General features: G+C 71.1%; 23 protein-coding genes and 1 other RNA gene. 16 read left to right on the top strand and 8 right to left on the bottom strand.

Features of this window, described 5'->3' with window-relative positions; all coding sequences use genetic code 11:
• The first annotated feature begins 271 nt into the window (after window positions 1–271).
• From AB0I15_RS12715 to AB0I15_RS12680, 8 genes are all read left to right on the top strand, one after another.
• The gene (locus AB0I15_RS12715) at window positions 272–1,657 is read left to right on the top strand and encodes a hypothetical protein (protein WP_358093918.1); all 1,386 of its coding nucleotides are present in this window, start codon (window positions 272–274) and stop codon (window positions 1,655–1,657) included.
• Window positions 1,654–2,094 (top strand): roadblock/LC7 domain-containing protein, encoded by a 441-nt coding sequence (locus AB0I15_RS12710; RefSeq protein WP_358093915.1) that lies wholly within the window; start codon window positions 1,654–1,656, stop codon window positions 2,092–2,094. The genes AB0I15_RS12715 and AB0I15_RS12710 overlap by 4 nt, the downstream gene beginning before the upstream one ends.
• Entirely contained in the window at window positions 2,091–2,444 is a 354-nt protein-coding gene (locus AB0I15_RS12705) for a DUF742 domain-containing protein (RefSeq protein ID WP_358093912.1), read from the top strand. The genes AB0I15_RS12710 and AB0I15_RS12705 overlap by 4 nt, the downstream gene beginning before the upstream one ends.
• Window positions 2,425–3,018, top strand: coding sequence for an ATP/GTP-binding protein (locus AB0I15_RS12700; protein ID WP_358093909.1), 594 nt, complete (start codon window positions 2,425–2,427; stop codon window positions 3,016–3,018). Before AB0I15_RS12705 ends, AB0I15_RS12700 begins: the two co-directional genes overlap by 20 nt.
• Window positions 3,015–4,292, top strand: a complete 1,278-nt coding sequence (locus AB0I15_RS12695; protein ID WP_358093906.1) for a cytochrome P450 — start codon at window positions 3,015–3,017, stop codon at window positions 4,290–4,292. The genes AB0I15_RS12700 and AB0I15_RS12695 overlap by 4 nt, the downstream gene beginning before the upstream one ends.
• The gene (locus AB0I15_RS12690; protein ID WP_358093903.1) at window positions 4,252–5,463 is read left to right on the top strand and encodes a cytochrome P450; all 1,212 of its coding nucleotides are present in this window, start codon (window positions 4,252–4,254) and stop codon (window positions 5,461–5,463) included. The genes AB0I15_RS12695 and AB0I15_RS12690 overlap by 41 nt, the downstream gene beginning before the upstream one ends.
• A 254-nt stretch (window positions 5,464–5,717) precedes the next feature.
• On the top strand, window positions 5,718–6,608 hold the full coding sequence (locus AB0I15_RS12685) for a serine hydrolase (RefSeq protein WP_358093900.1): 891 nt from the start codon (window positions 5,718–5,720) through the stop codon (window positions 6,606–6,608).
• Between the two features lie 42 nt (window positions 6,609–6,650).
• The gene (locus tag AB0I15_RS12680) at window positions 6,651–7,280 is read left to right on the top strand and encodes a class I SAM-dependent methyltransferase (RefSeq protein ID WP_358093897.1); all 630 of its coding nucleotides are present in this window, start codon (window positions 6,651–6,653) and stop codon (window positions 7,278–7,280) included.
• A gap of 193 nt (window positions 7,281–7,473) precedes the next feature.
• On the opposite strand, the gene rnpB is transcribed toward AB0I15_RS12680, so the two are convergent.
• From rnpB to AB0I15_RS12660, 4 genes are all read right to left on the bottom strand, one after another.
• An RNA gene (rnpB, locus tag AB0I15_RS12675) (RNase P RNA component class A) lies at window positions 7,474–7,866 on the bottom strand.
• A 157-nt stretch (window positions 7,867–8,023) separates the two neighbouring features.
• Window positions 8,024–9,331, bottom strand: coding sequence for a bifunctional RNase H/acid phosphatase (locus AB0I15_RS12670; protein WP_358093895.1), 1,308 nt, complete (start codon window positions 9,329–9,331; stop codon window positions 8,024–8,026).
• Window positions 9,328–10,068 (bottom strand): C4-type zinc ribbon domain-containing protein, encoded by a 741-nt coding sequence (locus AB0I15_RS12665; RefSeq protein WP_358093893.1) that lies wholly within the window; start codon window positions 10,066–10,068, stop codon window positions 9,328–9,330. Before AB0I15_RS12665 ends, AB0I15_RS12670 begins: the two co-directional genes overlap by 4 nt.
• Before the next feature lie 2 nt (window positions 10,069–10,070).
• Window positions 10,071–10,871, bottom strand: a complete 801-nt coding sequence (locus AB0I15_RS12660) for a Nif3-like dinuclear metal center hexameric protein (RefSeq protein ID WP_358094392.1) — start codon at window positions 10,869–10,871, stop codon at window positions 10,071–10,073.
• A gap of 122 nt (window positions 10,872–10,993) precedes the next feature.
• Between AB0I15_RS12660 and AB0I15_RS12655 the strand changes: the two genes are divergently transcribed.
• The 3 genes from AB0I15_RS12655 to AB0I15_RS12645 all read left to right on the top strand — a co-directional run bounded on the left by AB0I15_RS12655 (window position 10,994) and on the right by AB0I15_RS12645 (window position 14,821).
• The gene (locus AB0I15_RS12655) at window positions 10,994–12,445 is read left to right on the top strand and encodes an NAD(P)/FAD-dependent oxidoreductase (protein ID WP_358093890.1); all 1,452 of its coding nucleotides are present in this window, start codon (window positions 10,994–10,996) and stop codon (window positions 12,443–12,445) included.
• 103 nt (window positions 12,446–12,548) lie between these two features.
• Window positions 12,549–13,577, top strand: coding sequence for a membrane dipeptidase (locus AB0I15_RS12650; protein WP_358093887.1), 1,029 nt, complete (start codon window positions 12,549–12,551; stop codon window positions 13,575–13,577).
• Entirely contained in the window at window positions 13,574–14,821 is a 1,248-nt protein-coding gene (locus tag AB0I15_RS12645; protein WP_358093884.1) for a M20 family metallopeptidase, read from the top strand. The genes AB0I15_RS12650 and AB0I15_RS12645 overlap by 4 nt, the downstream gene beginning before the upstream one ends.
• A gap of 176 nt (window positions 14,822–14,997) precedes the next feature.
• On the opposite strand, the gene AB0I15_RS12640 is transcribed toward AB0I15_RS12645, so the two are convergent.
• Entirely contained in the window at window positions 14,998–15,384 is a 387-nt protein-coding gene (locus tag AB0I15_RS12640) for an SSI family serine proteinase inhibitor (RefSeq protein WP_358093882.1), read from the bottom strand.
• Window positions 15,385–15,571: 187 nt separating this feature from the next.
• Here AB0I15_RS12640 and AB0I15_RS12635 point away from each other — a divergent pair, with 187 nt between their 5' ends.
• The 5 genes from AB0I15_RS12635 to AB0I15_RS12615 all read left to right on the top strand — a co-directional run bounded on the left by AB0I15_RS12635 (window position 15,572) and on the right by AB0I15_RS12615 (window position 21,984).
• Window positions 15,572–16,354 (top strand): GNAT family N-acetyltransferase, encoded by a 783-nt coding sequence (locus AB0I15_RS12635; RefSeq protein WP_358093879.1) that lies wholly within the window; start codon window positions 15,572–15,574, stop codon window positions 16,352–16,354.
• A 65-nt stretch (window positions 16,355–16,419) separates the two neighbouring features.
• Window positions 16,420–17,850, top strand: a complete 1,431-nt coding sequence (locus AB0I15_RS12630; protein WP_358093877.1) for an Nramp family divalent metal transporter — start codon at window positions 16,420–16,422, stop codon at window positions 17,848–17,850.
• A 92-nt stretch (window positions 17,851–17,942) separates the two neighbouring features.
• Window positions 17,943–19,853, top strand: a complete 1,911-nt coding sequence (locus AB0I15_RS12625; RefSeq protein ID WP_358093874.1) for a zinc-binding dehydrogenase — start codon at window positions 17,943–17,945, stop codon at window positions 19,851–19,853.
• A 17-nt stretch (window positions 19,854–19,870) separates the two neighbouring features.
• The gene (locus tag AB0I15_RS12620; RefSeq protein WP_358093871.1) at window positions 19,871–20,827 is read left to right on the top strand and encodes a YafY family protein; all 957 of its coding nucleotides are present in this window, start codon (window positions 19,871–19,873) and stop codon (window positions 20,825–20,827) included.
• Window positions 20,828–20,862: 35 nt separating this feature from the next.
• A complete protein-coding gene (locus AB0I15_RS12615; RefSeq protein WP_358093869.1) occupies window positions 20,863–21,984 on the top strand; it encodes a C45 family peptidase in 1,122 nt (373 codons plus the stop codon).
• Here the strand turns inward: AB0I15_RS12615 and AB0I15_RS12610 are convergent.
• The 3 genes from AB0I15_RS12610 to AB0I15_RS12600 are packed head-to-tail and all read right to left on the bottom strand — an operon-like array spanning window position 21,945 to window position 25,641.
• The gene (locus tag AB0I15_RS12610; protein WP_358093866.1) at window positions 21,945–23,453 is read right to left on the bottom strand and encodes an AMP-binding protein; all 1,509 of its coding nucleotides are present in this window, start codon (window positions 23,451–23,453) and stop codon (window positions 21,945–21,947) included. The two genes, AB0I15_RS12615 and AB0I15_RS12610, sit on opposite strands and share 40 nt — an antisense overlap.
• Window positions 23,453–24,478: an acyl-CoA dehydrogenase family protein gene (locus tag AB0I15_RS12605; protein ID WP_358093864.1), complete on the bottom strand. Its 1,026-nt coding sequence runs from the start codon at window positions 24,476–24,478 to the stop codon at window positions 23,453–23,455. Before AB0I15_RS12605 ends, AB0I15_RS12610 begins: the two co-directional genes overlap by 1 nt.
• The gene (locus AB0I15_RS12600) at window positions 24,475–25,641 is read right to left on the bottom strand and encodes an acyl-CoA dehydrogenase family protein (protein WP_358093861.1); all 1,167 of its coding nucleotides are present in this window, start codon (window positions 25,639–25,641) and stop codon (window positions 24,475–24,477) included. The genes AB0I15_RS12605 and AB0I15_RS12600 overlap by 4 nt, the downstream gene beginning before the upstream one ends.
• Between the last annotated feature and the right edge of the window lie 257 nt (window positions 25,642–25,898).

Below are 25,898 nucleotides of genomic sequence, written 5' to 3'. Positions count from 1 at the left end.
GAATTGCCATTCTTTGTCACCCAATTTCGGCATATAGCGGACGCGATAAAGTCCAACTCTGACCCGTTATGTGGTTGTGAGAGATAAATGCCGTAGTGACAAAAGACAAGGGGACTGGGCCGCGATTTACCTGTGTGGTCAAGTGACGAACTGGTAAAAGGGAGTTCAAGCACCGCCGTTCGTGTCCCACCCGCAAATGATCGGCCGGCCGGAAGCCGCCACGATTCCCCCTTCCTCCCCGGACGGCGCGCACCCCGACCAAGGACCTGTCATGATCACATCTGATCTCCTGATCGGTGCGTTGCTCGGCGGCACGGTCATCGCCGTCATGGCCGTGCTGGCGGGCGCCCTCATCCGGCAGATCGCCGCCAAGCGCGCGGCGGCCCGCATCGCCGACATCGCCCGGCAGACGGCGCTCGCCGCCGAGCAGCGGGCCGAGGCCGCGCTGAAGAAGGCCGAGGCCGCCCAGCGCCAGGCCGAGGCCAACGGGCAATGGTACGAAGCGGTCGTCGGCGAGTTCGGCCGCCTGATCGACCGGTTACGAGCGGTGGCCGACGTCGAGGCCGGCTATCCCGGCGTGGAGAATCCGGGCCTGCTGCACCCGTTCCTGGCCGGCACCCCCGTGGCCGCCCACTGCGACGAGGCCGAGAACCTGCTCCGCGCGAGGGCGGCGGCCATGCGCAGCGACGTGTCCGCGGCGGCCCGCGCGGGCGTGCGCGGCGTCACCGACACCGCCCAGGCGGCCCTCACCAGACTCCAGATCAAGATCGACGAGGAGCTGAGCGTCCACACCGACATCGGCCCCTACCACCAGGGGCTGATCGAGATCGACCACGCCGCCACCCAGGCCCTGCACAGCCTGCAGCGGCTGCGCATCCTGGCGGGCTCGTGGCCGGGCATCCAGCGCGACGACTGCACCTTCCGGGAGATCGTCGAGAGCGCCAGGGGGCGGATCGGCCCCTACCTGCGGGTGGACTACGCCTACCAGCCCGACCCCGGGGAGGTCTGGGTCGAGGGTCGCGTCGTGGAGCCCGTCATCGTCGCCCTGGCCGAACTGCTGGACAACGCCACCAGCTACTCCGACGACCGGGTCGACGTCTACGTACAGGAGGTTCAGGCCGGCTACCGCGTCGTGGTGGAGGACCGCGGGCTGGGCATGAACTCCTTCCAGCGGGCCGAGGCCGAGGAGCAGCTCACCCGGCACGCGCACATGGAGGCGGCCACGCTCAAGGACGAGCGCCGGCTCGGGTTCGCCGTGGTGGGGCGGCTGGCGTACGACTACGGGTTCCACGTGGACGTCAGCGCCCCCTCCAGCAGCTACGGCGTCAAGGCCGTCTGCCTGGTGCCCACGCGGCTGCTGGCGCAGGCGCGGACCGGCGACGTCCGCACCGAACCCGAGGCCCCGCCGCCCCCTCCGCCCGACATTCCCCCCGTGGAAGACCCGGCCCCGCCGGAGACGACGATCACCACGGCGGCCGGCCTGCCCAAACGCCGGGCACACCAGCCGGCACCCGCACCGGCCGCGCGGCCGGTCCAGCGTCCCATCACCGACACCGTTCCCGCCGACGGTGAGGACGCCGGCATGGAGTCGCTCTTCGAGGCGCTGCGCGCCGGATACGCCGACAGCGACACCGATCAAGGACGGTCTCAACCATGACCACCCAGCCCACCGCCGACACGATCGACATGACCGGCACCCTCAACCGGCTGGTCAACGACCACGACGCCATCGTCAACGCGATGCTGTTCACCACCGACGGGCTGCTGCTGGCCCGCTCGGAGCGCCTCAGCCAGGAGGAGGGCGAGCGCACGGCCGCGATGATGGCCGGCCTGCAGTCGCTGCAGCGGCAGCTCGCCGGGTTCTGCGGCATGCCGCCCGAGCAGCAGTTGTCGGCGCCGTGGCGGCACATGATCAGTGACCTGACCGATGTGACCGTGCTGCTGTTCGCGGCCGGGGAGCGTACCGGGCTGGCCGTGTCGGTCCGCGGGGGCTCCACGACCGGGCCGGTCGGCGTGGCCATCCAGGCCATCATGAAGACGATCAGGGGGTTGCAGCCGGTGCTGGGCGCCCGGGAGCGGGGCAAGCGGCCGTGAGCGACTCGGGGCAGCGGCGGGCGGGTGTGGTGCGCTCGCACGCCGCCACCGGTGGCAGCGCCGGGCGTTCCCCGCTGGACGAGGCCACCCTCCTCATCGCCGATCCCGAGCGGCCGCTGACCGGCCTGTCCCCCCATGCCCACCGCACGATGGTGCTGTGCCTGCCGGGCGTGCTGTCGGTGGCCGAGGTGGCCCACCATCTGCGGCTGCCCGGCGCGGTCGTCAAGGTCATCGTCGCCGAGCTGATCGACGGCGGCCACGTGACCGCTCGCGCGCCTTATGCGCCCACCGCCGGACATTTCGATGTCGAATTCCTCCAGCAGGTGTTGGATGCCCTACACAAACTCTGATCGTTATGTGCCGGCCGCGGCCCGCCCGGTGAAGATTGTCGTACTCGGACCGTTCGCAGTGGGTAAAACCACTTTTATCGGCACCGTGTCGGAAATCCGGCCGATGCGCACAGAAGAACAAATGACCCAAGCGGGGCAACTCGTGGACGACCTGGACGACCTACGCGACAAAAGCACCACAACCGTCGCCATGGACTTCGGCCGTCTCACCCTCACCGCAGACATCGTGCTCTATCTGTTCGGCGCCCCGGGTCAGCAGCGGTTCAGCGGGATGGTCCGCTGCCTCATGGAAGGCGCCCTGGGCGGACTGGTCCTGGTCGACACCCGCCGCGTCGACCAGAGCTTCCCCGCCATCGACCTGCTGGAGGAGGCGGGCCTGCCCTACACGGTCGCCGTCAACCACTTCGACGGCGCCCCCCGCTACGCCGAGGCCGACCTGCGCGACAGCCTCAGCCTGCCGCGCCACCGCGCCCTGGTCGACCTGGACGCCCGCGAGCTCCGCTCCGCCAAGCAGGGCCTGATCGCCCTCGTCGCCGCCATCCTCACGCAGTCCCGCCTGGAGCCCGCCCGATGATGCCATCCTCCGCCGCCTCGGTCCGCCTGTACGGCGACGCGTTCGCCATCCGCCCCGAGCACGCCTACCGGGCGCTGCGGGCCGCGGGTCCCATCGCCTGGGCCGAGATCGCCGAAGGGGTGCACGCGCTCGTCGTCACCAGCCGGCACGCGGCCCGTGACCTGCTCAACGACGTGGCCACGTACAGCAAGGACAGCAGGCTGTGGGGCGACCTCGCCAAGGGGCGCGTGCCGCAGGACAGCCCGGTCCTCGCCCTGATGGCCTTCCGCCCCAGCCTCCTGTACGCCGACGGCGAGCAGCACGCCCGGCTGCGCCGCCCCATGGACGACTGCCTGGCCCGGATCAACCTGCACCACCTGCACGACCGCACCCGCTTCCACGCCGCGCGCCTCATCGCGGACTTCGCCGACGACGGCCACGCCGACCTGATGTGCCAGTACGCCGACCCGCTGCCGCTGCGGGTCTTCACCGACCTGCTCGGCTGCCCTCCGCCCCTGGTCGAGCGCATGCTCACGGCCTGCCAAGGCATGATCAACGCCGGCCCGCAGGCCGAGCAGGCGGCGGCCGACCTGGCCCAGTGCCTGGCCGAGATCATCCACATGAAGAGCACCAAGCCCGGCGACGACTGCACGTCCTGGATGCTGGCGCACCCCGCCCGGCTCAAGCACGAGGAGATCCTGCACCAGCTCGTCGTCCTCATCGGCGCCGGAACCGTGCCCACGGCCGCCTGGATCGCCTCCACGGTGCGGCTGCTGCTGACCGACGACGGCTACGCCGGCGACCTGGCCGGCGGGGCGGTCACCGTGCGCCGGGCCATGGAGCAGGTGCTGTGGACGCACTCCCCCATGGCCAACTTCTCCGTCCACTACGCCCGCCACGACACCGCCCTGTACGGCGTGCCCATCCCCGCCGGCGTACCGATCCTGATCAGCCACGCCGCCACCGGAACCGACCCCGCACTCCCCCACCCCGGCTACGACAACCGCTCCCACCTGGCCTGGTCGGCCGGGCCGCACCGCTGCCCGGCCGACAGCCACGCCGCCGTCATCGCCCAGACCGGCATCGAGACGCTGCTCGACCGGCTGTGGAAACTCGACCTCATCGACCCCGACGTCCCCCATCGGCCCGGCCCGTTCCACCAGTGCCCCGCGACCCTCGGCATCCGCTTCCGCCCCCAATCGGCAGACACCCCCACCACCGCACCTGTGTCCTCTCTGCCCGCCGGAGGTATCCGTGACCACGATCCTCGACCCGACCGGCACACGCCTGTATGAGCAGGCCGACCAACTGCGCGCCGCCGGACCCGCCGTCCGGGTCCTGCTACCGGAAGACCTCGTCGCCTGGTCGGTGACCCGCGGCGACGTCGTCAAGCATCTGCTCACCCATCCGGACGTCTCCAAGGACGCCCGCAAGTCCTGGCCCGGCTACCGTCCCTTCTCCATCGCCTGGCTCGCCGCCTGGGTGGACGTCATCAGCATGTTCACCACCGACGGCGGCGACCACAAACGCCTCAAGGACCTGGTCGGCCGGGCCTTCACCGGCCGCCGCATCAACGCCATGCGTCCCGCGATCGACGCCATCGTCACCTCGTTGCTCGACGACCTGGCCACCGCCCCCGCCGACCGGCCGGTCGACCTGCGGGCCCGTTTCTCCTACCGCATCCCCAGCCGGGTCATCTGCGACCTGTTCGGCGTACCGGACGAGCACCGGCCGGCCATGCTCTCCGCCATCAACGCCGTCCTGGACACCAGCCTCACCGCCGAGCAGGCCGGGGAGGTCCAGACGCGCATGTTCGCCGCGATTCACGGGCTCATCGCCGCCAAACGCGAGCGGCCCGGCGACGACATGACGAGCCTGCTGCTGACCACGACGGACGGCGACGACGACCGGCTCAGCATGGACGAGCTGGTCAGCACGCTGATCCTGATGATCGGGGCGGGCAGCGAGACCACGGTCTCCCTCATCGACCACTCCACCGTCGCCATGCTGACGCACCCCGACCAGTTAGGGGCCGTCCGCCGGGCCTTCGACCGCTGGAGCGACGTCATCGAGGAGAGCCTGCGCCAGCACCCGCCCATCATGCACCTGCCACTCCGGTACGCGACCGCCCCCATCCCCCTCGGCGAGGGCGTCACCATCGCCCCCGGCGACCTGATCCTCATCGGCTTCGGCGCGCACGGCCGCGACCCCGCGACCAACCCCGACCCCGACCGTTACGACATCGACCGGAAGGACCGCCAGCACCTGGCGTTCGGGCACGGCATGCACTTCTGCCTGGGGGCGCCGCTGGCGCGGCTGGAGGCCGGTATCGCGCTGCCCGCCCTGTTCAGCCGGTTCCCGGACCTCCGCCTCGCCCGGCCTGCTGACGAACTGCGGCCGCAGCCGTCGTTCATCGGCAATGACGTACGCGAGCTGCCCGTCCTCCTGGGACCGGCACACCCGTAACGTCTCCTCGGCGGGCGCTGCCCTGGGCATCGCCCGCCTGTGCCAATAGCCGGGGCGTTTCCCGCTTGGGCTAACGGCCGGGGTGTTTCCCGCTTGGGCTAACGGCCGGGGTGTTTCCCGCCTGGGCTAACGGCCGGGGTGTTTCCCGCCTGGGCTAACGGCCGGGAAACACCCGCGCCGGAATGCTGCCTGCCATGCGTTTCATGGCTCCGCATCACCCGTCGCCGTTTTCGCCGGCTTTCGTGTAGGCCGGCGTGCCCGCCAAGTCCGTGGCGCGCCGGCCCGTCGCGCTGCTGTCCGCGCTCGCGTTCCTGCTCCTTCTGACGCCGGACGCCCCCGTACCCCTCGTCCCCGTACCCCTTGTCCCCGTGGCCGTCATCCCCGCGGCCGTCATCCCCGTGGCAGGCGTCCCCGTGGCAGGCGCCTCCGCCGAGGCGCCCGCGGCCTCACTGACGCGGTCGCTGGACCGCTATCTGAACGGGCTTCCCGGCGACCTGTCGGTGTCGGTACGCGAGCTGTCGACCGGACGCTCGTTCACCTACAACCGCGGGCTCCGGACCGCCACGGCCAGCATCGTCAAGGTGAACATCGTGATGGCGCTGCTGCTCAAGGCTCAGCGACAGCGCCGGAAGACGTCGGCCTGGGAGCGGCGGACCGCGGCGCGGGCCGTCAAGGTGAGCGACAACGCCGCCGCGTCCGCGCTGTGGTCGGCGATCGGCGGCGCGTCCGGCCTGGCCGCCGCCAACAAACGGCTCGGCCTGCGCCACACCCGCCCCGGCCCCGGTGGCGCCTGGGGCTCCACCACGACCAGCGCCGCCGACCAGGTCCGGCTGCTGAGCGCGCTCGTCTCACCCAAGAGCCCGCTGTCGGCCAGGCATCGGGCGTACGTGCTGCGCCTGATGGGCGACGTGGCTCCGGAGCAGGCGTGGGGCGTCAGCGCGGCCGGTACGGGGGCGGCGCTCAAGAACGGGTGGCTGCCCCGGGAGCGGGATGGCGGGCGGTGGACGGTCAACAGCATGGGGCGGGTGCGGAAGGGCGGACGTACGTACCTGATCGCGGTGATCTCGCGGCGGCACCGGTCAATGGGGGCCGGGGTGAAGGCGATCGAGCACGTCAGCAAGATGGTCGCGCGGGGGCTGAGCTGACGGGGCATGCTGGAATGACCACGCCGGCCCGAGAGGATCTCGATGGACTTCCAGCACCCTCGCTTCGCCAGGATGTACGCGGAGGCGTCCGCACTGGCCGACCGGCGGGGCGCGTACGAGCATCGGCGGCGGCTGGCCGGCGAACTCGAGGGCCGGATCATCGAGGTCGGGGCCGGCAACGGCCGCAACTTCCCGCACTACCCGCCCACGGTCACGGAGGTGGTGGCCGTGGAGCCGGAGGACACGCTGCGCGGCCTGGCGACGGCACAGGCGTCCTCGGCGCCGGTCCCGGTGACGGTGGTGAACGGCCACGCCGACGCGCTGCCCGCCGACGACGCGACCTTCGACACGGCGGTGGTCTCCCTGGTGCTGTGCTCGGTGCCGTCACAGGAGCGGGCGCTGGCGGAGATCCGCCGAGTGCTACGGCCCGGCGGGCGGCTGCGCTTCTACGAGCACGTACGCTCGTCCAACCGGATGCTGGGCCTGTTCGAAGACCTCATCGCGCCCGCGTGGCGCCGGGCGGCGGCGGGCTGCAACCCGAACCGGGACACTTTGCGGGCGATCGAGCGGGCCGGGTTCGCGGTGGAGAAGGTCGACCGCTTCGGCTTCGCCCCGCAGCCGGTGATCCCGCGCATGGCACACGTCCTCGGAGACGCCCGCCGCGTCAACTGACACCGAACGGCCGCGAAGTGCCCTGATGGGTTTCCTCAGATACGCAGGAAACGCCATCAACACCATGATGCGCATGTGACAGGATCGCCGAGACAATTTCCGCAAACTGGCGGACAAATTCTCGGCTCAGTGCCGGCCGAAGAAGTGAGTGCGCCCAAATACCCTTGGGGGGCTGCGTTGCAGGTCAGATGGGGTGACGAGTCGGCCTGTAGGCCGGGTTCTGTTCCTTCGTGATGAAGGGGCGACCATCCATCTAGGGCCGCCGTTGCCGGCGGCCTCGAGCGGTCTACCCGCGCGACTCGGGCGGGCAGCCCTCGAACGTCGCGCGCGGAACGCTCCGAAGAGCGTTCCTTCTTGACCTTGCTCCGGGTGGGGTTTACCTAGCCGCCCACGTCGCCGTGGGTGCTGGTGGTCTCTTACACCACCCTTTCACCCTTACCTCCCGGCCGGAACCGGAAGGCGGTCTGCTCTCTGTGGCACTGTCCCGCGGGTCACCCCGGGTCGGCGTTACCGACCACCCTGCCCTGTGGAGCCCGGACCTTCCTCGGCGGGCCCTTCGGCCCGACGCGGCCGCCCGGCCGACTCGTCTGCGGAAGACTATCAAATTCAAGCGGTCTCCAAGCCGTCTGCAAGATCGATCGGCTGGAATGGCCTGGTCATCGCCTGAGGGGGGCGGTGGCGCTCGCGGGCCGTGCCGGACGCACACTGGTGGCGTCCGGCACGGCCCTCACCGGCGCGACGGTTCAGCGCAGGTGCGCGGTGTCGTTGAACGACTTCACCACGGCGGGCCCGTCGGCGTAATACTCGATCAGCGACAGGCAGGCCAGGTCGAGGTGCATGCGGTAGAGGGCCTGCAGCGGCGCCAGCAGGGCCAGGCGCAGGAGCATCTTGATCGGGGTCACGTGCGAGACCGCCAGGACCGTCTTGCCCTCGTAGCGCTCCACCAGCCGTTCGCGGGCCGCCTCGACGCGGTGGGCGGTCGTGGCGAAGCTCTCGCCGCCCGGCGGGGCCACCTCGGGGTCGGCGAGCCAGGCGGCCAGTTCGTCGGGCCAGCGGCGCTGCACCTCGGTGAACGTGTGGCCCTCCCAGGCGCCGAAATCGGCCTCTCTGAGGTCTTCGTCCACCTCCACCTCGACGCCCGTCCGCTGGGCGACCGCTTCGGCGGTCTGGCGGGCGCGCCTGAGCGGTGAGGTGACGATCACATCCAGCCGGTACGGCTCCCGCGCCAGCCTCTGGGCCGCCGCTGCCGCCTGGGCCAGGCCGTTGGCGGTGAGCTCGGCGTCGCCGAGGCCCGAGAAGCGGCGCTCGACGGACAGCTCGGTCTCGCCGTGCCGCAGGAGGAGCAGCGACGTGGCGACGCGGGTGGGCGGGGCCCAGCCGGTGCCGGTGCCCCGGGTACGTTGCTGGGCCGTGGCCACCGAGGCGGTGGGGGCGGACAGGTCGGAAATGTCGCCCGCGTCGAGGAGGTCGGTCTGCTGCGCGGACGGCCCGCCCTTCGCGGCACCCGTCTTGCCCCGGGACCGGGAGGTCGCGCTCGTGTCGCCCCGAGACGCCGTGCTCTGCTCGCCCGGAGACGCGGTGCCGGGCTCGCGCGGGGGCGCGTCCGCGGTGGTGCCACCGGCCTTCCAGGTCAGGCCCTTGGCGGCGGCGTCCATGGCCTCGTTGGCCAGGCGGTCGGCGTGTTTGTTGCGTTCGCGGGGGATCCAGGTCCACTCCGTCACCCGCAGCCGCCTGACCAGGGAACCCGCCTCGGCCGCCAGCGGGCGCAGGCCCTCGTTCTTGATCTTCCAACGGCCGGCCATCTGCTCGACGACCAGCTTCGAGTCCATCCGGACGGCCACCGCCGCCCCGTCACCGCCCAGCTCCAGCACGGCCTTCAGCCCGGCGATCAGGCCGCGGTATTCGGCCACGTTGTTGGTCGTGACGCCGATGGCCTCGGCCGCCTCCGCCAGCACCTGGCCGTCGGAGGCGTCCATGACGACCGCGCCGTAGCCGGCCGGCCCCGGATTGCCCCGCGAACCGCCGTCGGCCTCGATGACGTATGAGGTCACAGGCCCGACTCTGGCGTGCGTACGAGGATGCGGCGGCACTCGTCGCAGCGGATCACCTCGTCGTGGGGCGCGGCCTTGATGCGGTTCATCTCCGCGATGGACAGGGCCACCTTGCAGCCCTGGCACCGCCCGCCCTGCAGCATGGCGGCGCCCACGCCATATTGGTCGCGCAGCTTCTCGTAGAGCTTGAGCAGGTCGGCGGGGATCTCGCCGGAGACGCCGGAGCGGCGGCCCTGGACATCGCCCGAGTCCTTGTCGATCTCGGCCAGCGCCGTGTCACGGCGGTCCTCGGCCGTGGACAGGGCGGTGCGGACCTCGTCGCGCTGCGTCGCCAGGTCGGTGACCTTGGTGTCGGCGGCCTCCCTGCGCTCCATGATCTCCAGCACGACCTCCTCCAGATCACCCTGGCGCTTGTGCAGCGAGGTGATCTCGGACTGGAGGCTCGCCAGGTCGCGCGGCGAGGTCACGGCTCCGGAGTCGAGACGCTTCTGGTCGCGGTCGGCGCGCGTGCGCACCGCGTCGACGTCGCTCTCCGCCTTGGTCTGCTCGCGCGCCAGGTCGCCCGCCTCGGTCTCGGCCTCGATCACCTGGGTGGCGAGCCTGGCGTACAGCTTCGACCGCTCGTCGATCTCGGCCAGCTCCGGCAGGGTGCGGCGGCGGTGGGCCAGCCGATCGATCACGGAGTCGAGCTCTGCCAGGTCGAGCAGTCGTTTCTGTGCCTCGGGGGCTGCTTTCATGATCAATATCCTCTTGTCCAAGCATCGGTGACCGTGGCGGAGACACGTGTTTCAACGGTAACGCCACTGGCGTGCAGGATGGACGCCGCACTGTCGAGCCAGGGCCATTCGGTCGCCCAGTGGGCGGCGTCGATGAGCGCGGGGCCGCCCGACTCGACGAACTCGCTCGCCGGATGATGCCGCAGGTCGGCCGTGAGGAAGACGTCGACTCCGGCGGCCGCGGCCGTACTGAGAAGGGAGTCGCCCGCGCCTCCGCTGACCGCGACGCGCGTGACCGGACGGGACAGGTCGCCCGCCACGCGGATGCCCCACGACGTGCGGGGCAGGCCCTTCGCCGCCAGCGCCGCGAACTCCCCCAGCGTCGTCTCCTCCGGCAACTCCCCGACGCGGCCCAGCCCGCGCCACGGGTCGTCGGGGAACGGCTTGAGCGGCACCAGATCGCCCACCAGGCCGACGGCCCTGGCCAGCGCGTCGGACACGCCGGGGTTGGCGACGTCGGCGTTGGTGTGGGCGGTGTAGAGGGCGATGTCGTTCTTGATCAGGGTGTGGACGAGCCGGCCCTTGGGGGTGGTCGCGGCCACGCTGGTGGTGCCGCGCAGATAGAGGGGGTGGTGGACGACGATCAGGTCGGCGCCCCAGTCGAGGGCCTCCTCGGCCACGGCGGCGACCGGGTCGACCGCGAGCAGCACCCGCCGCACCTGCTGGGCGGGATCGCCGCTGACCAGGCCCACCGCGTCCCACGACTCGGCTCGGGCGGGCGGGTAGGCCGCCTCGAGCACCTCGATCACGTCCGTCAACGTCACAGCAGCCACGTGCGCAGACTATCGGCCTGCGGGTACGGGTGCGGCAGGCGTGGGAAGGGGTGTCGCCAGAACGGGATTCGGGCGTAATGTAAGTGAATACTGACCAGTGTGCGGAGGGCGTCATGGCACCTAGCGTCGCGATCATCGGAGCGGGATTCGGCGGGCTGTGCATGGCGATTCAGCTCGAACGGGTCGGGATCCGCTCGTACACGGTCTTCGAGAAGGCCGGCGATCTCGGCGGCACGTGGCGCGACAACAGCTATCCGGGGGCGGGGTGCGACATTCCCTCGCATCTGTACTCGTACTCGTTCGAGAAGTACGCGAGCTGGACGCGCCGCTATCCGGAGCAGCCGGAGATTCTTGGATATCTCGCGCACTGCGCCGATAAATACGACGTCAGGGGGAAGATCCGCTTCGGTACGGAGGTTCGCCGGGCCGTCTTCGGCGGTTCGGGCTGGCAGGTCACCACGTCGGCGGGCGGCGAGGAGCGTACCGAGGCGTTCGACGTGGTCGTGATGGGGGTGGGGCAGCTCAATCGGCCTCAGCTACCGGATATTTCCGGCATGGAGGAGTTCGAGGGGGTCTCCTTCCATTCGGCGCGCTGGAACCACGATCACGATCTCACCGGCAGGCGCGTCGCCGTGATCGGGAACGGGTCGTCGGCGGCGCAGTTCATCCCGCGCATCGCGGAGCAGGTGGAGCACCTGCACGTCTTCCAGCGCACCCCCAACTGGGTGATCCCCAAGCCCGACGCCACGTTCGGGCCGCTGGCCAAGCTCGCGTTCCATTTCGTGCCGGGGCTGCAGCGCGCCTACCGCGAATGGATCTACCGGTACGCCGAAGGCACCCTCTACCCCGCCCTCGCCCAGGGCTGGAGCGTGAACCTGCTCAAGCAGCGCGCCCTGCGGCACCTGGAGGCCCAGGTGCCCGACCCGGCGCTGCGGGCCCGACTGACCCCCGACTACCCGCCCGGCTGCAAGCGGGTCGTCATCGACAGCACCTTCTATCCGGCGCTGACCAGGCCGAACGTCTCGCTCGTCACCGACGGGATCGTCCGCATCACGCCGAAGGGCGTCGAGACCGCCGACGGCCTGCACGAGGTGGACACGATCGTGTACGCCACCGGCTTCAAGAGCACCGAGTTCCTGGCGCCGATGGAGGTCGTCGGACGCGAGGGACGGACGCTGGAGGAGCGGTGGGAGGGCGGGGCGGAGGCTTATCTGGGCATTTCGGTGCCCGGTTTCCCCAACCTCTTCATGCTGTACGGGCCCAACACCAACCTCGGGCACAACTCCATCATCTTCATGATCGAATGCCAGGTGAACCACATCATGTCGTGCCTTCCGCACCTGGCCGGGAGCGGGCCCATCGAGGTGCGGCCGGCGGCGATGGCGGCGTGGCGCAGGCAGCTCGACGCGGCGATGGCCCGGATGGTGTGGGGCGGCGGCTGCCAGAGCTGGTACAAGACGGCCGACGGCCGCGTCACCAACAACTGGCCGGGGCCCACGACGCTCTACCGCAGGCTCACGGCCAGGCCGCCGCGGCCGGCGTACCGGGTTGTCGGATCGGGGTAGGACGCGGTCCGGGCGGGGGTCGGACTCCGGTCGTACAAGTGATCCAAAAGATCGGACCCTGGGCTCATTGGAGCAGGTCCGGCCACGCGATAACGTCCAACGCATGACGCTTCCCCTGCACCAGCGTGCCGTCGTGGCCGACACTCACAACGATCTGCTCATGGCCGTCTCCGCCCGGCCGCCGGGGCAGTGGGCCTCGTTCTTCCGCGAGAGATGGCTGCCGCAGCTTCTCGAGGGCGGCGTCGACCTCCAGGTGCTGCCGGTCTTCATCGACGACCAGTATCTGCCCGAGGGCGCGCTGCGGCAGACGTTGCGCATGATCGAGTGCGCCCACGTGATCGCCGAGGGCAACGCCGATCGGGTGCGGCTCTGCCTCGACGCGGCCGACATCGACCGGACGCTCGGCGAAGGCAAGATCGCGCTGGTGCTCGCGATGGAGAGCATGCCCGGCATCGACGCGAGCGTCGAGCTGATCCCGACCCTCCACCGGCTGGGCGTGCGCGTGGCCTCCATCGCCCACTTCGGCCGCACGCCCCTGGCCGACGGGAGCGGCGAAGACGCGACGGGCAGCGGGCTGACCACCCACGGCGTGGCCGCGCTGGCGGAGCTTGAGCGGCTGGGCGTCGTCTTCGACGTCTCCCACCTGGGCGCCTCCGGCGTCGCACACGTGCTGGAGCTGGCCACCAAGCCGGTCATGGCCACCCATTCCTCCGCCCGCGCGCTGCGCGACCACCACCGCAACCTCACCGACGACCAGCTCCGCGGCGTGGCCGCCACCGGGGGCGTGATCTGCGTCAACTTCTTCGCCCCGTTCCTGGCCGACCGCACGGAGGACATGACGCTCGACCGCCTGCTCGACCACATCGAGCACATCGTGTCGGTCGCCGGCCTCGACCACGTGGGCCTCGGGCCCGACTTCATCCGCGAGGTGATGGACGACCTGACGCCGCCGTGCTGCGAGGACGTCCACACCAGGGGGGTCGATCCGAAGTCCGCCGTTCCCGGGCTGGAGGGCCCGGCCGGGCTGCCCATGGTGACCGAGGGCCTGCTCGCCCGCGGCCTGCCGGAGAAGGACGTCATGCAGATCATCGGCGGAAACGTCCACCGCTTCTTCGGGGAGCGACTGGCATGACCGGCACCTCACCCGGCAACCCCTCATCGGAGCCGGCCACCGGGGTCGGCTCCGACACGAATTCGACCGCCTCCAGGGCCGGTGGCGATGGCGGTGGCGTGGCCGCCGCCGGCGGCGCAGGCCTGAATGTGGACGGCGGCGGCCTGGATGTGAACGTCGGGGCCAGCCTGGATGTGGACGGCATGGTCGCCGACCTCGAGGAGCTGGTCGTGTGCGAGTCCTTCTCCAGCGACCTCGCCGCCGTGGCCCGCAGCGCCGAGGTCGTGGCCGTGATGGGGGCGCGGCACCTGGGCATCCGGCCCGAGTTCCTGGTGATCGACGGCGTCACGCACCTGCGGTGGACGTTCGGCACTCCGAAGGTCCTCCTGCTCGGCCACCACGACACCGTCTGGCCGATGGGCACCCTGGCCACGCATCCCTGGTCGGTGGTGGACGGGGTGGCGCGGGGGCCGGGGGTGTTCGACATGAAGGCGGGGCTGGTGCAGACGTTCCACGCGCTGGCCGGGCTCGGGTCGCTCGACGGGGTCACCCTGCTGGTGACGGGTGACGAGGAGGTCGGCTCACGCACGTCCGCGCCGCTCATCCAGGACACCGCCCGCGGGCTGGCCGCCACCTTCGTCATGGAGGCCAGCGCCGATGGCGGAGCGCTGAAGACCGGCCGCAAGGGCACCGCCTTCTACACCGTCAACGTCCACGGCCGGGCGGCGCACGCCGGGCTCGAACCCGAGAAGGGCGCGAACGCGGGGATCGAGCTGGCGCACCAGATCCTGGCCATCGCCGCCATCGGCGCGGGCGCGACGACCGTCACGCCGACACTCCTGTCGGGCGGCACGGCGGTCAACACGGTCCCGGGCGCGGCCACGGTGGCCGTGGACGTGCGGGTGGCGGAGGTGGCGGAGCAGGAACGGGTGGAGACGGCGATGCGCTCGCTCCGGTCCGTCGTACCCGGCACCCACCTGGAGATCGATGGCGGTCCCAACCGGCCGCCGCTGGAGAGCGCGATGTCGGCGCCCCTTTTCGCGGTGGCGCAGAAGCTGGCGGAGGGGCTGGGGTTGGCGCCGCTGACCTCGGCCTCGGTGGGCGGCGCTTCAGACGGCAACTTCACGGCCGGGGTGGGGTGCCCGACGCTCGATGGACTGGGGGCGGTGGGGGGTGGGGCGCATGCCGATCACGAGCATGTGATCCTTTCCGAGCTGCCGGGCCGCACCGCCCTCCTACGCGCCTTGGTGGACGCGGTGCGCTGAATCGCCTGGGGTTCAGTGGACCGGCAACGCCTGCTGGGCCGGGTGGTCCGGCAGTGGGTGGGCAGGTGGCTTGGGTGAGGCTCGTGCGTAATGGGGGGGTGGGGCCTGCCCGCGGCTTGCGGGCAGGCTCCTGGGTGGGGTTAGACGACTGGGTGGGGTTAGACGACTGGGTGGGGTTAGACGACTGGGCCTAGTTTTCTGTGCATTGCGCATTCGTTGGGGAACTCTGCGTTGTACGTGACCGGCATGTCGTACCAGTGGCCGTAGACCTCGACGTCGACCGGGTCGTAGATCAGGGGGCAGGGGCCGGGGTTGACGTTCAGGTCGTCGACGTGGCCGCCGACTTCTCTCAGCACCGCGCAGGCCCCCAGCGGGTCCGGATGGAGGCCGCCGTCGGGGTCGCAGGTGAGGCGCATCGAGTACGCGCCGTCATGGCGGGGGGTGACCGTGATGTAGAGCTCGGCCCCCGGTGTGGCGGCGGCGGCGGGGAGGGCGGTGAGGGCCGTGGCCGTGCAGAGTCCGAGTACGGCCAGTCCGCGGGCCGCGGTCAGCATGAACCTCATGGGAACCTCCCTGGTCGACGGGCGCCTCGGCAGTGGGGCGCCGCACGCACCATGACTACAGAAAGTGATGCTTCGACGACCATGGGTGGAGGAGTGACGGGAGGGTGAGGGGGTGGATACGGAGAGGTATCTTGGCAGGTCATGGACCCGGCGGGAGCTCAGCGGGCGGGCGTGCGTAAATAGGGGGATGGGTAGTCACCAAGAGGCGGCGGCCGCGGCCGGCGTGGTGGTCAGGGAGTTGCGGGAGATCGGCGAGTTCGCGCAGGTCTACGCGCTCTTCGAGGAGATCTGGCACCCGGATCCGCGTAACGTGCCCATCCCGGTGGAGTTGATGATCGGGTTCGCCCACACGGGCAACTATGTGGCGGGGGCGTTCGAAGGGGACGCTCTGGTGGGGGCGTCCGTGGGGTTTCTGGGCAGCGGGCGGTCGTTGCATTCGCACGTGACCGGGGCCGCCATCGGCCGTGGTGTCGGATACGCGCTCAAGTGCCACCAGCGCGACTGGTGCCTGGAGCGGGGGCTGGAGCGGATCACGTGGACGTTCGACCCCCTCGTACGGCGTAACGCCCGGTTCAATCTGGTCAAGCTGGGCGCCCGGCCGGAGAAGTATTTGCCGGACTTTTACGGCATCATGGCCGACAAGATCAACGAGGGGGACGCGTCCGACCGGCTGTTGGCGGTTTGGCGGATCGGGCCCGGGAGCGAGGCCGTCGAGGAGCCGCCGCGCAGGGCCTACCCCGTGCTGTGGGAGGCGGAGGACGGGCGGCCGGTCGCGGCGGCGGGAAAGGCGGCGGGGTCGGTGGTTTCGGTCGCGACGCCGGCCGATGTCGAGACGCTGCGGCGGACGGATCCGGAGGCGGCGAGGGCCTGGCGGACGGCCGTACGGGATGCGCTCGGCGGGGCGATGGACGCGGGTGGACAAGTCGTGGGATTTACCGAAAGAGGAGAATATTTGCTGCTGATCAACTAGCTATTCCACAGGAGTTTCGGGTCTCTGTAATGTGGCGGATAGGCAAGCCGAACAAGGAGATCCGCATGGCGGAATTCACCCCGACCGTTCCTGCGCGCGTCCTGCCCACCGTCGCCGTTCGAGACCTGCCCGAACCTCCCCGATCGGCCTGGCGCATCATCGGCCCTGGCCTGGTCGGTGCCGGCGTGGGACTGGCGTCGGGCGAATTCATTCTTTGGCCGTACATCGCCTCACAAGTCGGTCTCGTGTTCATCTGGGGAGCCGCGATCGGCATCATCACCCAGTGGTTCCTGAACATGGAGATCGAGCGCTACACCCTGGCCACCGGCGAGACCGCGCTCACCGGGTTCAGCCGGATGTGGAAGCACTGGGGCCTGTTCTTCGTGATCATGACACTGTGCTCGAACCTGTGGCCGGGGTGGGTGACCACGTCGGCGACCATGGTGACCTACCTGACCGGTTCCGGCCAGGGCTCCGTGCGGTGGATCGCGATCGGCATGCTGATCGTGATCGCGCTCGGCCTGACGCTGGCGCCCGTGATCTACACCCTGCTCGAACGGGTGATCTTCGTGAAGATCGCCCTGGTGGCGACGCTGATCGTGGTCGCCATCCTGGTCGCGATCAACGCCCAGAGCTGGATCGAACTGGGCAAGGGCCTGAGCGTCGGCGCCAGGTTCCCGGTGCCGCCGCTGGACTTCGCGGTGCTGATGGGCGCCATCGCGTACGCCGGCGCGGGCGGCGGCCAGAACCTGTGCCAGAGCAACTGGATCCGCGACAAGGGCTTCGGCATGGGCCTGTACGTCCCGCGCCTGGTCAGCCCCGTCACCGGGCACGAGGAGGCGGCCGCCTCGACGGGCTTCCAGTTCCCGCCGACCAAGGAGAACCTGGCGCGCTGGAAGCAGTGGTGGCGCTTCGCGAACATCGAGCAGGCGTGGACGTTCGCCATGGTGTCGTTCGTGACGATCGCGCTCATGTCGATGCTGGCCTACTCCACGGTCTTCGGCCGGGAGGGGCTGGAGAACAGCATCGCCTTCCTGGAGGTCGAGGGGCAGGTTCTGCAGGAGGTCGTGGGCCCCTGGTTCGGGATCCTGTTCTGGGTGATCGGGGCGCTGGCGCTGTTCGCCTCGGCGATGGGCATCGTCGACTACACCTCGCGGCTGGCCTCCGACACGATCAAGACGGTCTACCTGCGTGACAAGACCGTCTCCGTGAACCGGGTCTACTTCTTCACGGTCTGGGCGATGGCGCTGATCGGAAGCGGGGTCCTGCTGGCGGGCTTCGACCAGCCGCTCATCCTGCTGGTCTTCTCGGCGTGCTTCGCGGCCGTGATGATGTTCGTCTACTCGATCCTGCTGATCATCCTCAACCGGCGGGCGCTGCCCGAGGCCATCAGGGTCCGGTCGTACCGGCTGGGGGCGCTCATCTGGTCGGTGGCGTTCTTCGGCACGCTGACCGTGATCGTGGTCATTCAGCAGGCGCAGAAGTTGTTCGGCTGATCGGCCGCCGAGCGGGAGGTGGCCAGGTCGTTCGCGGTCCGCCTCCCGCCCGACTTGACCTCAACTTTGCTTGAGGTCACAGACTCGGGTGCATGAACGTTGTCGAGGTAACCAAGTACGGCGGTCCCGAGGTGCTCGTGGCCGGTCAGGCGCCGGAGCCCGTCGCGGGGCCGGGGCAGGTGGTGATCGGCGTCTCGGTGGTGGACGTCATGTCGATCGACGCGCAACTGCGGGCGGGGTGGGGCCGGGACTGGTACCCCGCCGAGCCGCCGTTCGTGCCGGGCACCGGGGTCGCGGGGCGGGTGCTCTCCGTGGGTGACGGAGTGGAGGCCGCGTGGGTGGGGCGGCGGGTGGCCGCGCTGCTCCCCGGCGGCGGGTACGCCGAGCGGGCTGTCGCCGACGTGGCGACCGTGGTCGTGGTGCCCGACGAGGTGCCGTTGTGGCGGGCCGCGGCGGTGCTGCAGGTGGGACCCGCGGCCCTGAGCCTGGTGGGGGCGGCCGGGCTGAAGCCTGGGGCGCGGGTGCTGGTCACGGGGGCCGGTGGAGCGCTGGGGCTGCCGATCGTGCGGCTCGCGGCCGCCGCCGGGGCCCACGTGACGGCGGCGGCCCACGACCCGGCCAAGCGAGCGGCGGCCCTGGAAGCGGGCGCGGCCGAGGCCATCGACTACGCGGCCCTGGGCGCGGGTGCGGGGCCGGACGCGGGTGCGGGTGCGGGGCTGGGCGCGGGTGCGGGTGAGCCCGGTGGGGGGTGGTTCGAGGTCGTGTTCGACGGGGTCGGTGGTGAGGTCGGTGGGGCGGCGTTCCGGCTGGTCGGGGCGGGTGGGCGGTTCTTCGCGTACGGGGTGCCGAGCGGGTCGACGGCGCTGATCGATCCCGCGGAGGCCGAGCGGCGCGGCGTACGGGTGGTCGGGATGGAGCAGGTCCAGTTCGCCCCCGACGAGCTCAGGCGGCTGGCCGAGCTCACCATGGCGGAGACCGCGGCGGGCCGGTTGACGACCGTCGTCGGGCTGGCCCTGCCCCTGGAGCGCGCGAGCGAGGCGCATGCCGCCCTGGAGGCCCGGGAGCTGCTGGGCAAGGCGCTCCTGCTCGTCACCGCCCAGGCCGTCCGCTACCGGGAGCACGGCGGCGCCGACGTACTGGAGCTGGAGGAGATCCCGCTCCCCCAGCCGGGCCCGGGGCAGGTGCGGGTCGCGGTCAGGGCGGCCGGGGTGAACGGCATCGACTGGAAGCTGCGAGCCGGCTTTTCCGGCGTCCCGATCGACGGCCCGCAGGGTACGGGGATCGAGCTGGCCGGGACGATCGACGCCCTCGGCCCGGGGGTGACCGGGTGGCGGCTGGGTGACGCGGTGTTCGGGCAGGTCGCGTCGGGGGCGGCGGCCACGCACGCGGTGGCCGACGCGGCGGCGTTGCGGGCCAAGCCGGACGATCTCACGTACGAGGAGGCGGCCGCGCTGCCCGTCGCCCTCGGGACCGCCCGGCGCACGCTCGGCGAGCTGGGCGTGGAGAAGGGGCACACGTTGCTCATCCACGCGGTCGCGGGCGGTGTCGGCCTGGCCGCCGCGCAGCTCGCTCTCGCCCGTGGGGCCCGGGTGGTCGGCACCGCGAGCGAGCGTCACCACGAGGTGCTGCGCGGTCTGGGCGTGCATCCGGTCACCTACGGCGACGGCCTGGCGGAGCGCCTGCCGGGGCCGGTGGACCGGGTGCTGGACGCCTCGGGCCGGGGTGAGCTGGAGCTGTCGGTCGAGCTCACCGGCGATCCCGGCAAGGTGGTCACGATCGCGGACCCGATGAGCGCTGCCCGGCTCGGCGTCCGGTTCTCGACCGGCGGCGGATCGGCCGGCACGCCGGAACGGTCTTCGGCCGGGGACCCCGACGCCCTCGTACGGCTGCCGGTGGCCGAGGTGTTCCCCTTGGAGCGGATCGCCGACGCCCATCGCCGGAGCGAGGACGGCCACTTCCTGGGCAAGATCGTCCTGAACACGGAAGCCACCTTGCCGCATTAGCGGGCACACTGGTGCCCATGCTGGAAACCTCCGCCCGCCTGCTCAAGCTGCTCTCCCTCCTGCAGGCGCACCGGGACTGGTCGGGCCCGGAGCTGTCGAACCGGCTCGGGGTCTCGACCAGGACGATCCGCAACGACATCGAACGCCTGCGCTCCCTCGGCTACCCCGTGCACGCCACGCCGGGGGCGGCGGGCGGCTACCGGCTGGGCGCGGGGGCGGCGCTGCCGCCGCTCCTGCTGGACGACGAGGAGGCCGTCGCGGTCGCCGTCGGGCTCGGGCGGGCGGCCGGCGGCGGGGTCGAGGGCATCGAGGAGACCTCGGTGCGCGCCCTGGCCAAGCTGGAGCAGGTGCTGCCCTCCCGGCTGCGCCGCAGGGTGAACGCGCTCAACACCTACACCGTGCAGATCCCCGGCAACACCCCGTCCGTCGCCCCCGAGGTGCTGACCACGATCGCGAACGCGGCCCGCGACCACGAGCGGCTCCGCTTCGACTACACGGGCCACGAGGGCGAGGTGACCGTACGGGACGTGGAGCCGCACCGCCTGGTGCACCGGCGTAGCCGCTGGTACCTGGTGGGCTACGACACCGAGCGGCGGGGCTGGCGCACGTTCCGGGTGGACCGGGTGCGCCCGCGTACGCCGTCCGGGCCCCGGTTCACGCCGCGCGAGCTGCCGGAGGGCGGCGACGTGGCCACGTACGTGGAGAAGGGCGTCAGCACGGCGATGTGGCGCTACCGGGCCACGGTGCTGCTGCACGCCCCGGCCGAGCGGATGCGGTCGCTGCCGCTGGGCCTGGAGATCGAGGCGGTGGACGACGCCACCTGCCTGCTCAAGCTGGGCGGCGACGACATCAACGGCATGGCGGTGTGGATCGGGTTCGTCGGCGTGGACTTCGAGGTGCTGGACCCGCCGGAGCTGGCCGAGCACGTACTGGCGCTGTCAGAGCGCTATCGGCGGGCGGTCAGCCGCCGGTAAGGCCCCGGTCAGCGCGCGCGGGCAGGCTCTGGAGCATGAAGAACATGACGCATGTGGCGGGCGGCAAGGACGACTTCCAGACCGTCACCCATCTCACCCTCACCGGCAGCCAGCACGAGATCGGCAAGGCGCTCACCGAGGAGGCCCGCCGCCTCGGCTGGTCCCCCGTGCCCGCCGACCCGATCGTGAACCGCGCCCGCAGGACGTGGTTCGAACGGCACTGGCCGCAGCACCACGCCCGCATGGACGGCGCGGCGGCGGCGCTCGGGCTCGACCCCGACCAGGACGCGCTGGCCCTGGACGGCCTGAACTTCGTGCCCGAGGGCTCCGGCTGCTCGGCCCTGTGGGTCCCCCCGTCGGCCGCCGAGGACGGCCACGGCAGGATCGGCCGCAACTACGACTTCTTCCCGATGACCGCCAGCGAGATCATGGGCCAGGCTCCGAGGCCGAACGAGCTGCCCATGGCCTCACGCCCGTACGTGATCACCACCATCCCCGACGAGGGCCTCTCCTCGACCGTGATCACCATGTCGGACCTCGACGGCTGCATGGACGGCGTCAACTCGGCCGGGCTCGCGGTCGTCCTGCTGGTCGCCGACTTCGAGAACGCCGCGCCCCCGGAGAGCGCCGGGCCGCAGGTCGGGCTGGGCAACGTGCAGCTCCCCCGGTTCCTCGTCGACACCTGCGAGAACGCGGACCAGGCCAAGCAGGCCCTGCTGGGCGCCAAGCATTACGACCACGGCGTGGCCCTGCACTACCTGGTGGCCGACGCGTACGGGCAGGCGTTCGTGTGGGAGCGGGGCAGGGACGGCAGCGAGCACGTCATCGAGTTCGGCGACGGCCCGCTCTGTGTCACCAACCACCTGCTGCACCGCCACCGCGACCCGATGAACCTGCCCAAGGACACCGAGACCAGCTTCACCTCGTACGGACGGCTGCGCACGCTGTACGAGCAGAGCAAGGGCGTCACCATGACCCCCGGGGATCTGCGCGACAGCCTGAGCGCGGTCGCGCAGCCCGAGGACCCGCAACTGCCGTTCCGCACGCTGTGGAGCACGGTCGTCGACACCGCGGAGCGCACCCTGTCCACCCGCTTCTACCTGGGCGACGGCCGCGGCTACTCCGAGGAGCTGGTGTTCTCCGCCACCGAGAGGTAGTCCTCGCGCACCCGTGAGCGCGACATCTTCCCGGTGGGCGTGCGGGGTAGCGCGGCGCGGTATTCGATCACCTTCGGGTGCTTGAACCGGGCGATGCGCGGCCCGCAGTGCTCCAGCAGCCCGGCGGTCAGCTCCGGCCCCGGCGTCACGCCTTCGGCAGGCTGGACGAGGGCGACCACGTTGTGGCCCCATTCCTCGTCCGGCACCCCGATGACGGCCACGTCGGCCACCGCCGGGTGCTCCAGCAGGGCCGCCTCGATCTCGGCGGGGTAGATGTTCACCCCGCCCGAGACGATCAGGTCGGTACGCCGGTCGCACAGGAACAGGAACCCGTCCTCGTCGAGGTAGCCGATGTCGCCGGGCGTGTACCACTCGCCCCGCATGCTGGCGGCCGTCTTGGCCGGGTCCTTCCGGTATTCGAACGTGCCGAGGCCGGACTTGACGTAGATCATGCCCGGCTCGCCGGGCGGCAGGTCCGTGCCGTCCTCGTCGAGGATGCGGGCCTCGAACGAGGGGGCGGGCCGGCCGACCGTGCCCGGCCTGGCGAGCCAGTCGAGCGGTTTGACGGAGAAGGCGATCGTGGACTCGGTCGAGCCGTAGTACTCGTACAGCACCGGCCCCCACCAGTCCATGATCTGCTGCTTGACCGAGACCGGGCAGGCGGCGGCCGTGTGGATGACCTGGCGCAGGCTGGAGACGTCGTACTTGCCCCGGACGTCCTCGGGAAGCTGCAGCATGCGGTGGAACATGGTCGGCACCATCATGGCGTTGGACACCTGGTGGCGCTCGATGAGCTCGAGGATGTTCTGCGGGTCGAACTTGGGCGTGATCACCACCGTGTGCCCGAGGTGCAGCGCGAACTGGGCGTGCGCGCACGGCGCCGAGTGGTACATCGGCGAGGTGACCAGGTGCACCGCGTCGCCCGGTTTGAGGTCCACGACCTCGCCGAAGAACCAGATGTACAGCGGCACCAGCGACTCCGGCTCGGCGCCGGGCAGCGGGCGCTGCACACCCTTCGGGAAGCCGGTGGTGCCGGAGGTGTACCACATGATCGCCCCGGCCGTACGGTCGGCGGGCGCGTCGGCCGGCTGCCCGGCCGCGAGCCCGCCGGTGCCGGCCTCCGCGCCCGGCACGTCGAAGCCGGGGCCGGTGACGACCACCTTGGCGTCGCAGTCGCGCAGGATGTACGCGACCTCGGCGGCGGTCAGATGCCAGTTGATCGGCACGTAGTAGAGCCCGGTCTGCCCGGTCGCCATGATCATGACGAGGGCGTCGATGCCGTTGGGCAGCACGCCCGCCACCACGTCACCGGTGCCGAGCCCCCGGGCCCGCAGCCCGTGGGACACCTGGTTGACCCGGGCGAGCAGATCGCCGTACGTGGTGCGCGTGCCGTCGGTGTCGATGACCGCGAGACGATCGGGGTCGGCGGCGGCGATGGCGTAGAAACCGGGCAACTGGCTGACGTCCATTAGAGCTCCAGCAACTGTGCGAGGCGGGCGCGGTGGATGCGGGGCGGGCCCAGCAGCACTTCGTCCGCCTTGGCCCTCTTGTAGAACAGGTGGGCGTCGTGCTCCCAGGTGAAGCCGATGCCTCCGAACAGCAGCAGGTGGTCGCGGGCCACCTCGAAGCAGGCGCGGCCGACGTACGCCTGGGCGAGGGCGGCGGCGCCGGGCAGCTCGCCGGGCTCCTCGTCGGCGGCCCAGGCGGCGTATCTGACGATGGACTCGGCCTGTTCGAGCTTGCCGTGCATGTCGGCGAGCTTGTGCTTGACGCCCTGGTAGGAGCCGATGTAGCGGCCGAAGGCGACGCGGATCTTGGCGTAGGCGACGATGGCGTCCAGCGCCGCGCGCATCACGCCGAGCTGCTCGGCCGCCAGCGCCACGCACAGCCGGTCGCCGATCCCGGTCTCCGGCGCCGCCCCGAGCACCCTCGCGGGCGCCGCGTCCAGCGCCACCCTCGCCTGGCCGCGCGTGAGGTCGAGCGTCTCGAGCGCGGTCCTGGTCACGCCGGGGCCGGCCAGCTCGACGGCCACCATGACCAGGTCGCCGCCGCCGGTGCGCGCGGGGGCGACGAGCACGTCGGCCTCCATGCCGGACAGCACCTGGGCCGCCGTGCCGCTCGCGGACGCGCCGTCGAAGGAGAGCTCGGTCTCGTCGAGCGTGGCCGCGATCCGGCCCTCGGCGATGCCGGTCATCAGCTCCTTGTCGGGTACGCGGGTCAGCGCGATGGCGGCGAAGGCCGTGGCCAGGAACGGGCCGGGCAGCAGGGCCGCGCCGGTCTCCTCCAGCGCGACGGCCAGCTCGGTGAGGCCGGCGCCGGCGCCGGCGTACTCCTCGGGGATGATCAGGCCGGACAGGCCGAGCTCGCCGTTGAGGCGGGCGTACACCTGCGGGTCGTAGCCCTGGCGGACCTTGGGCAGCGGCGAGGCGGTGCGCAGGAAGTCGCGTACGGCCGCGCGCAGCTCCTGCTGTTCCTGGCTGAGTACGAGCTTCACGCCTGCGTCCCCACCTTCAGGTCCTTGAACGGCACGGTCTTGTCCACGCGCGGCTCGGGCGGCAGGCCGAGCACCCGGTCGCCGACGATGTTGCGCATGATCTCGTTGGTGCCGCCGCCCAGCGCCATGGCCGGGGCCAGCGAGATGGCGTGGGCCAAGGGGTGGTCGAGCAGCGCCGCCTCCGGGCCGACGAGCCGCGTGGCCAGGTCTGCCTGGAACATGGTCAGCTCGGCCAGCAGCAGCTTGGCCCCGCTGCCGCGCGCGCCGGGGAAGACGCCCGCCTTGGTCTCCTGGGCCAGCCGCTGGTTGAACAGCGCCAGCGCCCGGGTGCGGATGTGCAGCTCGACGAGCTCGTCGCGGACCAGCGGGTCCTCGGTGTCGACGACCTGGCGCAGCGCGTCGAGCGAGGTGGGGTTGTCCTTCTGCCCGCCCATGCCGACGCCCGACGAGATCGACAGCCGCTCGTGCAGCAGTGTCGTGACGGCCACGCTCCAGCCGTCGTTGACCTCGCCCACGCGGTGCTCGTCGGGGATGGTGACGTTGTCGAAGAAGATCTCGTTGAAGTTGGACCGGCCGGTCATGTCCTTCAGCGGCCGGACGGTCACGCCGGGGTGGTGCATGTCCACCACGAACATGGTCAGCCCCTTGTGCTTGGGCACCTCCACGTCCGTACGGGCCAGCAGCAGGCCCCAGTCGGCGTGATGGGCGACCGAGGTCCAGACCTTCTGGCCGTTGACCACCCAGTGGTCGCCGTCCTGCACGGCCCTGGTCTGCAGGCTGGCCACGTCGCTGCCCGCGCCGGGCTCGGAGAAGAGCTGGCACCAGATCTCCTCGCCGCGCAGCAGCGGCCGGACGAACCGCTCGCGCTGGGCGTCGGTGCCCCGGTCCACGAGCGTGGGCCCGGTCATGCCGAGGCCGATCGAGAAGACGTAGGTGGGGAGCGTGTGGTCGCGGGCCTCGGCGGCGAAGGCGCGCTCCTCCGCCTGCGTCAGCCCCTGGCCACCCCATTGGCTGGGCCACGTGATCCCGGAGTAGCCGGCGTCGTAGAGCCTGGCCATGAACTCCTTGGCGCGGGTGATCCCGTCGGCCTCTGGTGGGTCGTCGGATGGAGCGTTTTCCTGCAGCCACGCCCTGGCCGCACGCCGATAATCAGCAAGATTCACATCGACTCCTCGGCATCAGTGCTCACTTACTCTAGTCAGGCGACCGCGGCACGCATAGAGCACTGTTCTGGAGGTCTTCAGCCGAGTCGGCGCCCGTTTCGTCCTGGAGATAGCGGTAAAGGATGAGTGATGCGGGTTTTTTGACCCCAACCGCGAAAGTACGCCAGTGTCCGGTTACCATGATCAAAGTGACTGTCGGTGAACGATGCCGCCGGTCCCGTGGCGGGGTTCCTCATGCCAGAACGGACCGCGCCCGT

It is taken from the genome of Nonomuraea sp. NPDC050643, assembly GCF_040654715.1.
Taxonomy (GTDB): domain Bacteria; phylum Actinomycetota; class Actinomycetes; order Streptosporangiales; family Streptosporangiaceae; genus Nonomuraea.
This window is presented reverse-complemented; position numbering and strand designations above follow the sequence as displayed.

What these genes read in the sequence shown, in the direction of transcription:
- AB0I15_RS12665 (WP_358093893.1), bottom strand. Translation starts at nt 10,068, where the DNA reads ATGAAAGCAGCCCCCGAGGCACAGAAACGACTGCTCGACCTGGCAGAG.
- AB0I15_RS12715 (WP_358093918.1), top strand. Translation starts at nt 272, where the DNA reads ATGATCACATCTGATCTCCTGATCGGTGCGTTGCTCGGCGGCACGGTC.
- AB0I15_RS12680 (WP_358093897.1), top strand. Translation starts at nt 6,651, where the DNA reads ATGGACTTCCAGCACCCTCGCTTCGCCAGGATGTACGCGGAGGCGTCC.
- AB0I15_RS12630 (WP_358093877.1), top strand. Translation starts at nt 16,420, where the DNA reads ATGGCGGAATTCACCCCGACCGTTCCTGCGCGCGTCCTGCCCACCGTC.
- AB0I15_RS12640 (WP_358093882.1), bottom strand. Translation starts at nt 15,384, where the DNA reads ATGAGGTTCATGCTGACCGCGGCCCGCGGACTGGCCGTACTCGGACTC.
- AB0I15_RS12655 (WP_358093890.1), top strand. Translation starts at nt 10,994, where the DNA reads ATGGCACCTAGCGTCGCGATCATCGGAGCGGGATTCGGCGGGCTGTGC.
- AB0I15_RS12615 (WP_358093869.1), top strand. Translation starts at nt 20,863, where the DNA reads ATGAAGAACATGACGCATGTGGCGGGCGGCAAGGACGACTTCCAGACC.
- AB0I15_RS12620 (WP_358093871.1), top strand. Translation starts at nt 19,871, where the DNA reads ATGCTGGAAACCTCCGCCCGCCTGCTCAAGCTGCTCTCCCTCCTGCAG.
- AB0I15_RS12625 (WP_358093874.1), top strand. Translation starts at nt 17,943, where the DNA reads ATGAACGTTGTCGAGGTAACCAAGTACGGCGGTCCCGAGGTGCTCGTG.
- AB0I15_RS12610 (WP_358093866.1), bottom strand. Translation starts at nt 23,453, where the DNA reads ATGGACGTCAGCCAGTTGCCCGGTTTCTACGCCATCGCCGCCGCCGAC.
- AB0I15_RS12635 (WP_358093879.1), top strand. Translation starts at nt 15,572, where the DNA reads ATGGGTAGTCACCAAGAGGCGGCGGCCGCGGCCGGCGTGGTGGTCAGG.
- AB0I15_RS12700 (WP_358093909.1), top strand. Translation starts at nt 2,425, where the DNA reads ATGCCCTACACAAACTCTGATCGTTATGTGCCGGCCGCGGCCCGCCCG.
- AB0I15_RS12695 (WP_358093906.1), top strand. Translation starts at nt 3,015, where the DNA reads ATGATGCCATCCTCCGCCGCCTCGGTCCGCCTGTACGGCGACGCGTTC.
- AB0I15_RS12710 (WP_358093915.1), top strand. Translation starts at nt 1,654, where the DNA reads ATGACCACCCAGCCCACCGCCGACACGATCGACATGACCGGCACCCTC.
- AB0I15_RS12650 (WP_358093887.1), top strand. Translation starts at nt 12,549, where the DNA reads ATGACGCTTCCCCTGCACCAGCGTGCCGTCGTGGCCGACACTCACAAC.
- AB0I15_RS12645 (WP_358093884.1), top strand. Translation starts at nt 13,574, where the DNA reads ATGACCGGCACCTCACCCGGCAACCCCTCATCGGAGCCGGCCACCGGG.